The following is a 13,875-nucleotide window of genomic DNA, read 5'->3' as shown; positions in this document are numbered from 1 at the left end:
CGCTCGGTCAGGCGCGGCGGAAGGCGACCGACACGTTGTGGCCACCGAAGCCGAACGAGTTGTTCAGAGCCGCGAGCGGACCGTCCGGAAGCCGGCGCGGCTCCCCGCGCACGATGTCCAGGTCGACCGCGTCGTCGAGGTCCTCGAGGTTGGCGGTGGCCGGCACGATGCCGTCCCGCAACGAGACGATCGTGATGATCGACTCCAGCGCGCCGGCGCCGCCGAGCAGGTGCCCGGTCATCGACTTGGTGCCGGTCACGATCACCTTGCCGGCGTTGTCCGGGCCGAGCGCGGCCTTGATCGAGTTGAGCTCGGCGACGTCGCCCTGCGGCGTGGACGTCGCGTGCGCGTTGATGTGCGCGATGTCGGCGGGCTCCATCCCGGCGTCCCGCATCGCCCGGTGCATCGCCTTGGCCTGGCCCGCTCCGGTGGGCTCGGGCTGCACGATGTCGTGCGCGTCGCCGGAGTAGCCGCAGCCGGCCGCGATCCCGTGGATCGTGGCGCCGCGGGCGCGGGCGTGCTCCTCCGACTCCAGGATCATGACGGCGGCGCCCTCGGCGAGCACGAAACCGTCGCGGTTCTTGTCGTACGGGCGGGACGCGCGCTCGGGCTCGTCGTTGCGCGTCGACAGCGCCCGCATGGCACCGAACGAGGCCAGCTGGAGCGGGTGGATGCACGCCTCGGTACCGCCGCAGATCACCACGTCGGCCCGGCCGTTGCGGATCATGTCGATCGCGTAGCCGACCGCCTCGGCGCTGGACGCGCAGGCGCTGACCAGGGCGTGCGAGCCGGCCATCGCGCCGAACTCGATGCCCACGTGCCCGGAGGCGCCGTTGGGCATCAGCATCGGGACGGTGAACGGGGAGACCCGGTTCCAGCCCTTCTCGCGGTAGACGTCGTAGCTGCCGAGCGCGGTGTGCAGGCCTCCGATGCCGCTGGACACCACCACTCCGAGCCGGTCGCCGTCCACCACGTCGCCCTCGGCGGGCTCGTCGGAGGCGGGGCCCTTGCGGGACTTGGGCGGGGCGTACCCGGCGTGCAGCCAGGCCTCCCGCGCGGCGATCAGCGCGACCGCCTGGTTGCGGTCGAGCCGCCGCAGCTGCTGCTTCGGCATGACCTCCGACGGCTCGACCGCGAGCGTGGCGGCGAACCGGGCCGGCAGGTCCTCGATGCCTTCCCAGTCCAGCGTGCGCACCCCGGACTTGCCGGCGAGCAGCGCGGACCAGGTCGACGGCCAGTCTCCGCCGAGCGGTGTCGTGGCGCCCAGCCCGGTGACGACGACGGTGGTCTGGCTAGTGCTCATCGTGAGTGCTCCTCGCACAACTGGGGAAAGGGGATCGCGGCGCGCCGTCCCCCGGCCGCCCGCTCCGGCCGGGGGTCCGGTGGAGAGTGCGGGGGCGGGACGGCGCGCCGCTCCGGCGCCTTACGACTGCAGGTTCTGCACGAAGTTGATGACGTCCTTGACCGTCTTCAGGTTGCGCAGCTCGTCGTCGGGGATCTCGACGCCGAACTTGTCCTGCGCGGCCACGGCGATCTCCACCATCGACAGCGAGTCGATGTCGAGGTCGTCGATGAAGTTCTTCTCGGGGGTCACCTCGGACTTGTCGATGCCCACGATGTCGTCGATGATCTCGGCGAGACCGTCCAGGATCTCCTTCTCGCTGACTGCCATATCGTGCTAACTCCTTCTCGGGTGGTTCCCTGTGCCCTGGTGACGGTCACGGGATCTGGATGACCTGGGCAGCGTAGGCCAGCCCGGCGCCGAACCCGACCAGCAGGGCCGGGGCACCGGACGGCACGTCGCCGCGTTCGATCATGCGCGAGAGCGCCATCGGAATGGACGCTCCCGAGGTGTTGCCGGAGTGGACGATGTCGTCGGCCACCACGGCGTTGGGCGCCTTCACCTTGCGGGCGATGGCGTCGATGATGCGCAGGTTGGCCTGGTGCGGCACGATCGCGGCGAGGTCGGCCGGGGCGACCCCGGCGCGCTCGCACGCCTCCAGCGCGACCGGGGCGATCGCGCTGGTCGCCCAGCGGAACACCGCCTGGCCCTCCTGCTGGATGAACGAGTGCCGGTCCGGAATGATGATCTTGTCGAACTTGTCGCCGGCGCTGCCCCACACGACCGGGCCGATGCCCGGCGCCTCGCTGGCCGTGACCACCGCTGCACCGGCGCCGTCGGCGAAGATGATGCAGGTGGAGCGGTCCGTCCAGTCGAGCCACGCCGACATCTTCTCGGAGCCGATCACCAGCACGTTGCGGGCGCTGCCGGCCCGTACCGCCGAGCTGGCGGTGGCCAGCGCGTAGCAGAACCCCGCGCAGGCGGCGTTGAGGTCGAACGCGCCGGGCGCCACGATCCCGAGCCGGTCGGCGACCATGCCGGCGTGCGCGGGCATCGGCGACTCGGCCGAGCAGGTGGCCAGGATCACCAGGTCGATGTCCTCGGGGGCCAGGCCGCTGCCGGCCAGCGCCTTGCCGCCGGCCTGGACGGCCATCTCGACGATGCCCTCCTCGGGCCCGGCGATCCGCCGCTCGGCGATGCCGACCCGGGACCGGATCCACTCGTCGTTGGTGTCGACCTTCTCGGCGATCTCGTCGTTGGTGACCACCCGGGCCGGCTGGTAGTCGCCGAACGCCAGGATGCGGGCACCCTTGGCGACCTCCGGAATGCGCAGCCCACCCGCCGGAATGCCGTGCGCGCTTCCCTTCTCCGAGTTGTCCTTTGGGGGGCGACCCCCCACGCCCCCCGGTTCGCTTCGCTCAGTCATGAGTGCTCCTTGATGAGCTCGCGAGCCTTGGCGAGGTCGTCGGGGGTCTTGAGGGCCAGCGTCGGGACGCCCTTGAGCTCGCGCCTGGCCAGCCCCACGAGGGTGCCGGCCGGCGGCAGTTCGATGATCGCGGTGACACCGAGGGTGCGCATGGTCTCCATGCAGGCGTCCCAGCGGACCGGGGCGCTGACCTGGTCGACCAGCCGGGCCACGAACTCGCGGCCGGAGTCGACGACGGCGCCGTCGCGGTTCTGCAGGAGGGGGACGCGGGGGTCGGCGACCGGGGCGCCGGGCGCGAGCCGGCGCAGCGTGTCGACGGCGGGGGCCATGTGCTCGGTGTGGAACGCGCCCGCCACCGCCAGCGACCGCAGCCGGGACTTGGCCGGGGGCTCGTCGGCGAACGCGGCCAGCCGCTCGGCCGTGCCGGCGGCCACCACCTGGCCGGCGCCGTTGACGTTGGCGGGGGTGAGTCCGTGCTTGTCGATGGAGGCCAGCACCTCGTCGGCCTCGCCGCCGAGGACGGCGGTCATCCCGGTCTCGGTGATCGCGGCGGCCTCGGCCATCGCCCGGCCGCGCTCGCGGACGAGGACCAGCGCGGCCTCGGGGCTCAGCACGCCGGCGATGGCGGCGGCGGCCAGCTCCCCGACGCTGTGCCCGGCGACGGCGCCGGGTGCGGCGTCCTGGTCGCCGTACAGCGCCTCGTAGGCGGCCAGCGCCGCGGCGACCAGCAGCGGCTGGGCCACGGCGGTGTCACGGATCTCCTCGGCGTCGGCGGTCGTTCCGTAGCGGACCAGGTCGAGTCCGGTGACGGCGGACCACCATGCCAATCGGTCGGCGACTCCGGGGACCTCGAGCCACGGCTGCAGGAATCCGGGGGTCTGGGCGCCCTGGCCGGGCGCTGCGAGGAGAATCACACGCTCTACCTTGCCGGGTCCGGGCCCTCGGCCACGATGCGGATCAGCACGAAGTTTCATCGAGGGGGTTTGTACAACACCTACAAGCCGCCGCGAATCGGAACCCGGTAGGGGTCACGTGTGCGCCGTGCGGTAACCGAACCGTCCGAGTACGAGCGCTATACGGAGCGTGAAGGCGTTGCGTCCGTCGGTCGGCGCGAGGCCGGTCAGCTCCGAGACGCGGCGCAGCCGGTAGCGCACGGTGTTGGGGTGGACGAACAGCAGCCGGGCCGTCGCCTCCAGCGACGAGCCCTGCTCCAGATAGGTGGTGAGGGTGTCCAGCAGCGGGGCGCCCGCCGCGAGCATCGGGTTGTAGACCTCCTCCACCAGGTAGCGCCGGGCGGCGTCGTCGCCGTCGAGGGCGCGCTCGGGGAGCAGTTCGGAGGCCAGTACGGGACGGGGCGCGTCCGGCCAGCCGGCGGCGGCGCGCAGCCCGGCCATCGCGGCCCGCGCGGACGCCGTGGATCCGTACAGGTCGTCGACCTGCGGCCCGATCACCACCGGGCCGGGGCCGCACTTGGCGGCGATGGGACGGGCGGCCTCGGGCGAGTTCTCGGCGCCGCCGACGATCACCACGACCCGGCGGCCCTGCACGCCGGCCAGCACGTCCACCCGGGCGCGCCGGGCGGCCAGCTGCATCTGGTCGATGGTGACCTCGGGCTCCTCGTCCTCGGGGGTGTACCCGGCGATCACCGTGACGGGCTTGGACGTCCAGCCGAGCGCGGCGGCCCACGAGTGCATGCCGTCGTCGACCTCGCCGCGCAGCACGGCGTTGACGACGAGGGCCTCCAGCCGGGCGTCCCAGGCGGCGCGGGTCTCGGCGGCACGCGCGTAGACCTGGGCGGCGCCGAACGCCACGTCCCGGGTGTAGCGCAGGATCGCCACCCGCAGCTGGGTCTCGCCGCCGGGCGCGGCCAGCTCGTCCAGCCGGGTCTCCACCACGTCGATGATCACGCGGATCATGTCGATGGTGTGCTGCAGCTTGATCGCGCGCAGCAGCTCGCGGGGGGCGGTGCCGAACACCTCGCCCGCGATGGCGGGGCGGGTCGTCTCGGCGGTCTTGAACCACTCCACGAACGCGGCGATGCCCGCCTGGGCGACCAGCCCGATCCAGGACCGCTGGTCGGGCGGCATCCGCCGGAACCAGGGCAGCTGCTCCTCCATGCTGGACAGCGCGGCGGTGCCGAACGTGCCCATCGCCTTCTCCAGGCGCTCGGTCGTCTGCTCCCGGATCTCGGCCTCGTTCACGGTGTCCACGCCCTCCAGAGTGCCACCATCGCGGGCATGGCCCGTCCGGAACGGGGCGCGCCCGGGGCGGGAACGCCCTGGTGGGACAGGAAAAGCGACCGGTTACGGACGGGGTTTCGTCACGCCGGGGTGACCTGGGACACCTGGGACGGCCTGCCGAGCGCGATGCCGGTGAGGTTGGCCAGGGCGGCGGAGCCGGGCGCCAGGTAGTCGCTGTGCCCGCCGCCGCCCGCGTCGAAGATCCGCGCGCCGAACTCCGGTGCCACCGGATCGGGGCCGAGGCCGAGCCCGAGGATCCGCACGTTCGGGACGTCCTCCATCCAGTCGGAGCGGCCCCGCCCGGCCCAGACGCGGGCCGTACCGCCGAGCCGGGAGGCCGTCCACGCCGTCGTTCCGGGGCTGCCGAACAGCGCGATGTCGGTGACCGTACGCCAGGCCTCGCCCGCCGGCCCGTGCCCTTCGAGCGCGGCCCGGCCGCACACGACCGAGCCGTAGCTGTGGCACAGCAGGCCGACCCTGGCGCCCGGGTTGACCCGGTGCAGTCCGCCGAGGAAGCGCCGCAGCTCGTGCCCGCCGTGACCGCCCCGCTCGTCGGTGAGCACGTCGCTGCTGAACGTGCGCGGCGCCGCGTACCCGAGCCAGGCGACCACGGCCAGCCCGGGCGGCGGCCCGGTCGTGCTCGCCTGCCGGTAGAGCGCGCGCGCCCCGCCGCCCGGCGTGGACCATGGCTTGCCGGGTCTGCCGTCGAAGGTGGCCAGCGTCGTGTCGGCGCCCGGGACGAGCACGGCCACCCTGCTGGCGCCGGCCAGGTCGCCGACGACCTCGACCGCGCGGCCCCGGCCGCGCGGGTCGAAGGACAGGAAGTGGCGGCCGGGCTGCAGGAATCGGCCCAGCGTCCTGGCCCGGTCCCGGTCGCCGATCTCGTGCGCCGTACGGAGCGCCTCCTCGATGGCGCGGCGCTCGGTGGCGAAGCGGGCACCGAGCGTGGACGCGGCCAGCTCCGGTACGGGTGGCGGCGCGGCGTAGGGATCGGCGTGGCCGGTCCCGGCGGTGGTGAGCAGGATGCCCGAGATCGTCGCGAGGCAGGCCAGGGCCCGTCGCAGCCGTCGGGCACGCGGAGGTGTCGGGCGGGGCGGCGGCATGGTCCGCCTTTCTACCGGATCCCGCGCGCCGCCCGGAACATCAGCTGATCGTCCGCGCGGCGCCGCGCGGGTGCTCGAAGCGCCGGGCCAGGGCCCAGTACAGGGCCAGGACGGCGGCGAAGGCGGGCAGCCAGGCCAGCCGCGCCAGGGCCCATCCGGGCTGGTCGGGCATGGAATGCAGGCCCGGGACCGCGCCGAAGAGCAGCAGCCCGCCGACCGTGACCGTCATCATCGCGGTCTGGTGCCACAGGAAGATCGTCATCGCCGACATGTTGGCCAGCGCCACCGTGGCCCAGGGCCGGGGACGTCCCATCCACCGCCGCAGGGGCTCGCGTACGAGCAGGGCCAGCCCCGCCTGGGCGATCCCGAACGCGACGGCCGCCAGCGTGGGCGGGTTGAGGTTGGAGACCTCGGCGCCCGGTACCCCGACCATGCTGGCCGGGTAACCGGCGTACAGGATCAGCGCGACGGTGGCGGCGGCGCCTCCGGCCAGCATCGCCGTCGCGGTACGGCGCGAGGTGAGCGCCCCGTTCGCCCAGGCGACACCGAGGTAGAACGGCACCAGCCAGCCGGTCAGGAGGGTGCACCAGCCGAGCCACTGGGGCCCCTCGAAGGCGAAGCGGCTCACATCGATCGCGGCGGTGGCGGCCACCGGCAGGGCCACGCCCCAGAGCCCGGCGCGGTTCCAGAGGGCCACGAAGAGCGGGGCGAGCGCGGTCAGCGCCCCGTACACCAGCAGGAACCACAGCGGGCTGAGCACCAGCTTGACCAGCACCTGCGCGGTGTCGCCGGAGAACCCCGCCCACAGCAGCGCGGCGGTCGCCGGGACCCAGGCCAGCAGCAGGACCGGTACGGGACGCAGCAGCCGCACCAGCCGGCGCCGCGCCCATGGCCCCCACGGCTCGCCGGCCTTGTAGCCCTTGGCCGCCGTATAGCCGCCGACCAGGAAGAACACCGCGAGCGTCTGCAGCACCCAGGAGATCGGCGTGAGGCCCGGCATCGACTTCAGCGGGCTCGCCACCCGCAGCCCCTCGCCGCCGTCGATCGCGACGAACGCCGTGACCAGCCAGTGGCCGAGGATGACCCCGAGGATCGCGAACGCGCGCAGCGCGTCCACGGCCCGGTCCCGCCCGGGCGGCGTCGCCGCGCCGATCCGGGCGGCGAGCCCGGCCCTGGGCTCAGACGTTGCGAGCATGGGTGACCTCCGAGTCACGGCCGAGCGCGATGAGGGTGAGGTTGCGGAGCGAGGGGGAGCCGGGGAGCAGGTACGCGCTGTGCGGGCCCGTCCCGGCGTCGAAGCGGGTGGCGCCGACCGAGGCGGCGGACGGGTCGGGCCCGAAGCCGAGCCCGGCGACCCGGAACTTCGGGACGAACCGCGTCCAGTCGCCGCCCGACCGGGCCGCCCAGACCCGGGCCGCGGGCTTGAACGAGGCCGCTGCCTGGGCGTCGATGCCGGGGCTGCCGTACAGTGCGACCTCGTCCACCTGCGAACCGGCCAGGCGCGGTGCCGCCTTGGCGCACACGACCGACCCGTAGCTGTGGCAGAGCAGCGCGACCTCCGCGCCTGGATTGACCCGGTAGAGGCCGGTCACGAAGCGGGCGAGCTCCCGGCCGGCGTCGTCGGCGCGGCCGTCGGTGAGGACGGCGGTGCTGCGCGTGGAAGGCGAGTCGTACCCGAGCCACCCGACCGTGGCCAGCCGCGTCCCCGGCGCGCTGGACGCGGCCTGCCGGTGCAGCGAGCGGGCGCCGCCGCCGGCCCACTTGGCGGAGTCGAAGTTGCCGAGCAGCCCGTCCGCGCCCGGCACCACGACCGCGATCCGGTCGGCCTTCGCCAGGTCGCCGTTCACCTCGATCGCCCGGCCGCTCCCGCGCGGGTCGAACGCGAGGAAGCGGCGCCCGGGTGCGAGGAAGGCGGTCATCACCGCGGCCTCGGCGGTGTCGCCGGCCTGCCGCGCGGTCGTACGGGCCCGCCTGATGTCGCCCTGGACCGCCGCGTACAGGCTGCTGAGCGCCGAGGCGCCCGTGAGCCCGGACGTCGCGGTCGGCAAGGCGTAGGCCTCCGGCTGCGTCACGGGCGACGCGGCCGAGGCGATCGCGGCGAGCGTCACTCCGGCGGCGATGCTCCGGGTCCGGGCGGTACTGCGGCGCACGGCGCGTCCTTCCTGCTCAGCGAATGTCCACTGAGTAGGAAGTTAGAAATAGCGGGCCGTAACGGAGATCACCCTGGGGAGCCGTCTTGTCCCGTACGACCCCGGTATGACGAGGGGCAGCAACACTCGGGGGACGATCCCCCCAAGTCCCCTGGTGAGGGACCGACCGGTGTCCGCGCTAGTCCCCGGGCCGGACGAGCCCCGTCTCGTACGCGAAGACGATCGCCTGCGGGCGGTCGCGCAGGCTCAGCTTCATCAGGACGCGGCCGAAGTGGGTCTTCACGGTCTGCTCCGCGACCACCAGCTCGGCCGCGATCTCGCCGTTGGACAGCCCGCGCGCGACCAGCGTCAGCACCTCGGTCTCGCGCTCGGTCAGCTCGGCCAGCCGCTTGCGGGACGGGGCGCGCGGCGCGCCCAGCCGGGAGAACTCCGAGATCAGCCGCCGGGTGATCGAGGGGGACAGCAGCGCGTCGCCGGCCGCGATGACCCGGACGGCGTCCGACAGCTCGCCCGCCGAGGCGTCCTTGAGCAGGAAGCCGCTGGCACCCGAGCGCAGCGCCTCGTACACGTAGTCGTCCAGGTCGAAGGTGGTCAGCATCAGCACCTTCACGTCCTGGACGGCGGAGTCCTCGCCCAGGAGCCGGCGGGTGGCCTCCAGGCCGTCCATGATCGGCATCCGGACGTCCATCAGCACGACGTCGGGGCGCAGCTCGGCGATCACGCGCAGGCCGTCCGCGCCGTTCACCGCCTCGCCGACGACCTCGATGTCGGGCTGGGCGTTCAGCAGCACGCCGAATCCGGTGCGCACCATGCCCTGGTCGTCCACGATCACGACCCGGATCGTCATGCCTCGGGCCTCAGCGGCAGCGTGGCGGTCACGGCGAATCCTCCCTCAGGGGTGGGCTTGGCGGTCAGCCCGCCGTGCAGCATCGCGGCCCGCTCCCGCATCCCCACTAGCCCGTGCCCGCTGCCGGGTGGGGACAGCGTGGACCGTTCGCCGGTGCTGGGCGGGCCGTTGATGACGCTGAGGAGGAGTATGCCCTCCTTCTGGATCAGCTCGACGTCCACCCTCGAACCGGGGGCGTGCCGCATGGCGTTGCTCAGCGCCTCCTGGAGGATCCGGTACGCGGTGATGCTGACGCCCTGCGGCAGGCCGTCCAGCTCACCGACCACCTTCGTGTGCACCGACAACCCCGTCCCGTGCGTCCCGGCGAGGAGCGTGTCGAGCCGTTCCAGGCCCGGCTGCGGCGCCGTCTCCGCGCCGTCCTCCGACCGCAGCACGCCCAGGATGCGCCGCATCTCGGTGAGCGCGTCCAGCGCGGTCGCGCGGATCTCGGCCAGATCGGAGCGGATCTTGTCGGGCACTTCCGGGACGGTGTACGGGGCCGCCTCGGCCTGGATCGCGATCATCGACATGTGGTGGGCCACCACGTCGTGCAGCTCGCGGGCGATCCGCTGCCGCTCCTTGAGCACGGCCTCGGTGTCGCGGTGCCGCCGTTCCTGCTCGGCCAGCTCCCGCTGCGCCGCCTCGTCCCGTTCCTCCAGCTCCCGGCCGGCCAGGTGGCGCTGCCGTACGAGGTACCCGGCCAGCAGGGGGAGCAGGACCACCACCATCGGACCGGCCGGGTTCTGCTGGTCGATGAGGAACGCCCCCGCCCACACCGTCAGGCCCGCGCCGATCGTGACCCCGCGCGGGCTGCGTACCGCCACCGTGTACAGGACCAGGATCAGGACGAAGACCCCGCCCGGCACGTACGGCATGTCGTTCGGCTGGTCCAGCATCCAGCCGTGCACCGACGTGACCAGCAGCGCGAACACCGACAGCCGCCACGCCCCGACCGGATGCCGCTGCCGCATCGCCAGCGGCAGCGACAGCGCGAGCGAGCATATGAACAGGTAGTAGTGCGGCACGAACGGCTCGGTCTTGGCGGTCTGGTTCTGCAGCAGCGAGTACGTCCCGAAGAGCGTGGCCACCGCGATGATCATGTCCAGGATCTGGGTCGCCAGGCTGAACGGCATCCGCCCGGCACCGAACCGCCAGGTCCAGCGCAGCCAGAAGGGCCAGGGCCGGTCGGGGGGAAGGGGGTCGGCGCGGCCGGTCACCAGGGCGGTGTACGGCCACACGATGGGGCGCGTCAGGATCCGGAACGTCTCCCCGGCCCCGCCGCTGCCACTGTTCTCGCTGGACATGCGCCCAGGTTAGAGCTGCCGGGTCTGACCCGAATGCCACCACGGTGCCATGGCGATGTAGTACCGGGGTACGGTCTGGTCCGTGGAACCCGTCCAGTCCCTGCGCCGGATCGCCTTCCTGCTGGAGCGCGCGCACGAGCCGACCTACCGGGTACGGGCCTTCCGCAAGGCCGCCGATCTCGTCGAGGGCCTGCCGCCCGCCGAGCTCGCGTCGCGCGCCCGCGAGGGCACGCTGACGGCGCTGGAGGGGATCGGCAAGGTCACCGCCCTGGTGATCGAGGAGGCCCTGCGCGGCGAGGTGCCCGTCTACCTGCGCCGGCTCGAGGCGACCGAGGGCGAGCCGCTGGACGAGGCCACGGCCGCGCTCCGTTCGGCGCTCAGGGGCGACCTGCACACCCACAGCGACTGGTCCGACGGCGGCTCGCCGATCCGCGAGATGGCCGAGACCGCGCGCGGGATCGGCCACGAGTACCTGGCGCTGACCGACCACTCGCCCCGGCTCAAGGTCGCCAACGGCCTGTCCGCCGACCGGCTGCGCCGCCAGCTGGACGTGGTGGCCGAGCTGAACGAGGAACTGGCCCCGTTCCGGATCCTCACCGGCATCGAGGTCGACATCCTCGACGACGGCGCCCTCGACCAGGACCCGGAGCTGCTCGAACGCCTGGACGTCGTCGTGGCCAGCGTCCATTCCAAGCTCCGCATGGACCGGGTCGCGATGACCAAGCGCATGGTCGCGGCGGTCGCGAATCCGCGCGTGAACGTCCTCGGCCACTGCACCGGCCGCATCGTCAAGGCGGGTGGGAAGCGCGGCGGCCTGCGCCCCGAGTCGGAGTTCGACGCGCGACTGGTCTTCGACGCCTGCGCCGCCTACGACGTCGCCGTCGAGATCAACTCCCGTCCCGAACGGCTCGACCCGCCCAAGCGCCTGCTGCTCCTGGCGGCCGAGGCCGGCTGCCGGTTCTCGATCGACTCCGACGCGCACGCCCCCGGCCAGCTCGACTGGCAGCCGTACGGCTGCGACCGCGCCGCCCGCAGCGGCGTCAAGGCCGAGCGGATCGTCAACACCCTCCCCGCCGACGACCTCCTCGCCTGGACCCGCGCTCGGTGATCGGCCCCAAACGGGGTAGGAGGCGCCCATGGTCGTCTTCTTCTCCAACCGGGTCGGATGCCTGGGCTCGCTCCTGATCAGCCTCGCCGTCACGGCACTGCTGGTGCTGATCTTCCTGCTGCTGTGAGCCGTTCCGGCGCGGCGCCACCGTCGATGTCGGCGCGCCGCGCCTCACCCGCGCTCCAGCCGCCGCTCCAACACCCCGTTGACTCGTGGCGTGTTCGCCTGTTTGCGGTCCCGGAAGGGCGAACACGCCACGAGTCAACAGTGCGGGGCGGGCGTGTGACGCCGTCAGCCGGCTCGCAGAACCTCGTGGAGCTCACGCACGGCGGGGAGGTGCCGCTGCGCCGGAGGCACGGCACGGAGAACGTTCCTGCCGGTCGCGGTGATCATCGCGGTGCGGTACGGGAGGGAGAGCTCACCGACCACCGCCGTGGCCTGTCGGGCACCCGTCTCGATGCCGCCCTTGGTCACGGTGCACAGCGCCTCGTGGAGGCGGACGTTGGCGTCGTACTGGTAGTCATGAACGTGTGAGGTCAGGACCTGGTCACGGGCCTCGTCCGCTGCTGATTCTTCGCCCGCGCCCGCGTAGATCCAGCTCGCGGCGAAGTCCCCCTGGTAGCCCGTCCACGAGGCCGGAAAGAGGTCCGAGGGCGCGTCCTCGGGGGCGGTGTGCCGGAAACTCTGCAAGATCTGCAGCGCCTCTTGATGCCTGCCCAGCAGGGAGAGCGCCTTGATCCGGGTGCTGGTGATCAGGGAGGACGCATGGGAAGGCCTGTCGCCCGCGAGCCGCTGCGCCTCCTGCGTGAGGCGGAGCACCGTTTGGGGAGAACGCAGCCCGTACAGGCCGAATCCCGCCTCCGTGCTCCGGATCAGCAGGGCGAGTTGGAGATCCCCTGAGGCGCGGGCGGCGTTACGTGCTGTGCGCCACCAGCCCAGAGCGGGCCCGTGGTAGCCCAAGCGGGTGAGGATGTTGGCCTGGAGACAGGCGAGGGTGGCGCAGACACGCCTCAACTCCGTGGTGTCCTCGTCGCCGGGCTCCCGGAGTTGGTGCTGGACGGACAGCAGGTCCAGCAGAACGTCGTTGTGCACATCCTGCGCGGGGCGGGTCTGGATGGCGTGGAGGTGGTCCGCGCAGGCAAGGGCCCAGTCGTCGATGGCTCGGGGCGGACTGGTCAGGGCGGCGTTGAGCATCCAGCGTCCGGCCTCCCCGGGGGACGCGAGCGTACCCGCGCCCACCCCAAAGGCGGCCAGCCGCAGCAGGGAGCGGCGTTCCATGTCGTCCCACTCGTCAGTTGGGGGCGTTTCCTCCCTCTTCGTACCTGTTGGAGGGGTGGGTTCGGACTGGCCGAAGAGTTCGTCTTCCGTGGTGCCGAACGCGCGGGCGTACAGGATCCGGTAGCGCGGCCCGACCGTGTGCTCGGCGGCTTCGTGGCCTCGGATGCAGCGTTCGATGTCCCTGAGCTTGGGCAGTTGTGGTCGCACGTGCTCGGGTGCGGTGTCGCGCATTCGTTCGGCCAGGTCGGCGACGGTGAAGCCCTGGGCTATGCGCTCGGCTCGCAGCCGTGCGCCGTTATGGACGTCGTCCTGGTTCGGCAACGTGCTCACCTCCGCCGTTCGATCTCCTTTTCGATTATCACGGAGAGTAAGATCGTTAACACGCGATGCTCGAATCAGCCGCCGAGGCCCCTCCGGCAACCGTCGACTTCGACGTTAGGGCCACTCTCCCCGGCCTGGCCGAAAAGATCGCGTCCGCCGCGATGAGTTCCGGACCAGCCGCCGGTATGTACTGACGAGCTCGCCGGAATTCCCCGGTCGAGCCGATCACAAGGGAGAATCCGATGTCGGACAGTGGCGCGGCGGACAAGGCCGCCATCGAGGCCGTGCTGGTCGAGTCGTACAAGGCGTGGGAGGCCGGCGACGCCGACGGTATGGTCGCCGGCTACACCGCCGACGCGACCGCCATCATGACCGGCTCGCTCCGCGACGGCCGTGATGTGATCCGCCGGAACATGGCCCTGGCCTTCGAGGGGCCGCTCAAGGGCAGCTCGACCTACGACAAGCAGCTCAGCCTCCGCTTCGTCGGCAGGGACGCCGCCATCGTCATCAGCGAATCCGCCGTTCTCTTCGCCGGCGAGACCGAGGTGCCGGACGAGACCCGCAGGGTCAACGCGACGTGGGTCTTCGAGAAGCGGGACGGCCGGTGGCTGATCGCCGCCTATCACAACAGCCCGGTGCTGGTGCCCGGGCAGTGAACCTTCCCTGTCACCGGCATCCTGTGAGGCATCGGGTCGCCAGGTCGTGGCGGTAGTGGAG

The 13,875-nt window shown here is 72.5% G+C and carries 13 protein-coding genes; 2 read left to right on the top strand and 11 right to left on the bottom strand.

The features are described 5' to 3' along the window. Positions 1 to 7: 7 nt before the first annotated feature. From ACH34Q_RS08915 to ACH34Q_RS08870, 10 genes are all read right to left on the bottom strand, one after another. Positions 8 to 1,303, bottom strand: coding sequence for a beta-ketoacyl-[acyl-carrier-protein] synthase family protein (locus ACH34Q_RS08915; protein ID WP_395982307.1), 1,296 nt, complete (start codon positions 1,301 to 1,303; stop codon positions 8 to 10). Positions 1,304 to 1,423: 120 nt separating this feature from the next. Next, complete coding sequence (locus ACH34Q_RS08910) at positions 1,424 to 1,672, bottom strand: acyl carrier protein (protein ID WP_366619945.1); 249 nt, start codon at positions 1,670 to 1,672, stop codon at positions 1,424 to 1,426. A 46-nt stretch (positions 1,673 to 1,718) separates the two neighbouring features. Next, positions 1,719 to 2,675, bottom strand: a complete 957-nt coding sequence (locus ACH34Q_RS08905) for a beta-ketoacyl-ACP synthase III (RefSeq protein WP_395982444.1) — start codon at positions 2,673 to 2,675, stop codon at positions 1,719 to 1,721. 89 nt (positions 2,676 to 2,764) lie between these two features. After that, a complete protein-coding gene (locus ACH34Q_RS08900) occupies positions 2,765 to 3,682 on the bottom strand; it encodes an ACP S-malonyltransferase (RefSeq protein WP_395982306.1) in 918 nt (305 codons plus the stop codon). Between the two features lie 114 nt (positions 3,683 to 3,796). After that, positions 3,797 to 4,978 (bottom strand): PucR family transcriptional regulator, encoded by a 1,182-nt coding sequence (locus ACH34Q_RS08895; RefSeq protein ID WP_395982305.1) that lies wholly within the window; start codon positions 4,976 to 4,978, stop codon positions 3,797 to 3,799. Positions 4,979 to 5,088: 110 nt separating this feature from the next. Then, complete coding sequence (locus tag ACH34Q_RS08890; RefSeq protein WP_395982304.1) at positions 5,089 to 6,111, bottom strand: alpha/beta hydrolase; 1,023 nt, start codon at positions 6,109 to 6,111, stop codon at positions 5,089 to 5,091. Positions 6,112 to 6,151: 40 nt separating this feature from the next. Further along, positions 6,152 to 7,306, bottom strand: a complete 1,155-nt coding sequence (locus ACH34Q_RS08885; RefSeq protein ID WP_395982303.1) for an acyltransferase — start codon at positions 7,304 to 7,306, stop codon at positions 6,152 to 6,154. Next, a complete protein-coding gene (locus tag ACH34Q_RS08880; RefSeq protein WP_395982302.1) occupies positions 7,290 to 8,261 on the bottom strand; it encodes an alpha/beta hydrolase in 972 nt (323 codons plus the stop codon). Before ACH34Q_RS08880 ends, ACH34Q_RS08885 begins: the two co-directional genes overlap by 17 nt. Positions 8,262 to 8,439: 178 nt before the next feature. Then, complete coding sequence (locus ACH34Q_RS08875; RefSeq protein ID WP_395982301.1) at positions 8,440 to 9,108, bottom strand: response regulator; 669 nt, start codon at positions 9,106 to 9,108, stop codon at positions 8,440 to 8,442. Beyond that, positions 9,105 to 10,451, bottom strand: coding sequence for a sensor histidine kinase (locus ACH34Q_RS08870; protein WP_395982300.1), 1,347 nt, complete (start codon positions 10,449 to 10,451; stop codon positions 9,105 to 9,107). The genes ACH34Q_RS08875 and ACH34Q_RS08870 overlap by 4 nt, the downstream gene beginning before the upstream one ends. Positions 10,452 to 10,533: 82 nt before the next feature. On the opposite strand from ACH34Q_RS08870, the gene ACH34Q_RS08865 reads away from it, so the two are divergent. Next, on the top strand, positions 10,534 to 11,559 hold the full coding sequence (locus tag ACH34Q_RS08865; RefSeq protein WP_395982299.1) for a PHP domain-containing protein: 1,026 nt from the start codon (positions 10,534 to 10,536) through the stop codon (positions 11,557 to 11,559). A gap of 291 nt (positions 11,560 to 11,850) precedes the next feature. Here the strand turns inward: ACH34Q_RS08865 and ACH34Q_RS08860 are convergent, their stop codons facing one another. Continuing rightward, positions 11,851 to 13,167 (bottom strand): helix-turn-helix domain-containing protein, encoded by a 1,317-nt coding sequence (locus ACH34Q_RS08860; protein ID WP_395982298.1) that lies wholly within the window; start codon positions 13,165 to 13,167, stop codon positions 11,851 to 11,853. A gap of 233 nt (positions 13,168 to 13,400) precedes the next feature. Here ACH34Q_RS08860 and ACH34Q_RS08855 point away from each other — a divergent pair, with 233 nt between their 5' ends. Then, complete coding sequence (locus ACH34Q_RS08855; RefSeq protein ID WP_395982297.1) at positions 13,401 to 13,814, top strand: SgcJ/EcaC family oxidoreductase; 414 nt, start codon at positions 13,401 to 13,403, stop codon at positions 13,812 to 13,814. Positions 13,815 to 13,875 lie beyond the last annotated feature (61 nt).

The organism is Actinomadura sp. 9N407, assembly GCF_044326315.1.
Lineage (GTDB): Bacteria > Actinomycetota > Actinomycetes > Streptosporangiales > Streptosporangiaceae > Spirillospora.
This window is presented reverse-complemented; position numbering and strand designations above follow the sequence as displayed.

What these genes read in the sequence shown, in the direction of transcription:
- ACH34Q_RS08915 (WP_395982307.1), bottom strand. Translation starts at nt 1,303, where the DNA reads ATGAGCACTAGCCAGACCACCGTCGTCGTCACCGGGCTGGGCGCCACG.
- ACH34Q_RS08910 (WP_366619945.1), bottom strand. Translation starts at nt 1,672, where the DNA reads ATGGCAGTCAGCGAGAAGGAGATCCTGGACGGTCTCGCCGAGATCATC.
- ACH34Q_RS08890 (WP_395982304.1), bottom strand. Translation starts at nt 6,111, where the DNA reads ATGCCGCCGCCCCGCCCGACACCTCCGCGTGCCCGACGGCTGCGACGG.
- ACH34Q_RS08885 (WP_395982303.1), bottom strand. Translation starts at nt 7,306, where the DNA reads ATGCTCGCAACGTCTGAGCCCAGGGCCGGGCTCGCCGCCCGGATCGGC.
- ACH34Q_RS08875 (WP_395982301.1), bottom strand. Translation starts at nt 9,108, where the DNA reads ATGACGATCCGGGTCGTGATCGTGGACGACCAGGGCATGGTGCGCACC.
- ACH34Q_RS08870 (WP_395982300.1), bottom strand. Translation starts at nt 10,451, where the DNA reads ATGTCCAGCGAGAACAGTGGCAGCGGCGGGGCCGGGGAGACGTTCCGG.
- ACH34Q_RS08855 (WP_395982297.1), top strand. Translation starts at nt 13,401, where the DNA reads ATGTCGGACAGTGGCGCGGCGGACAAGGCCGCCATCGAGGCCGTGCTG.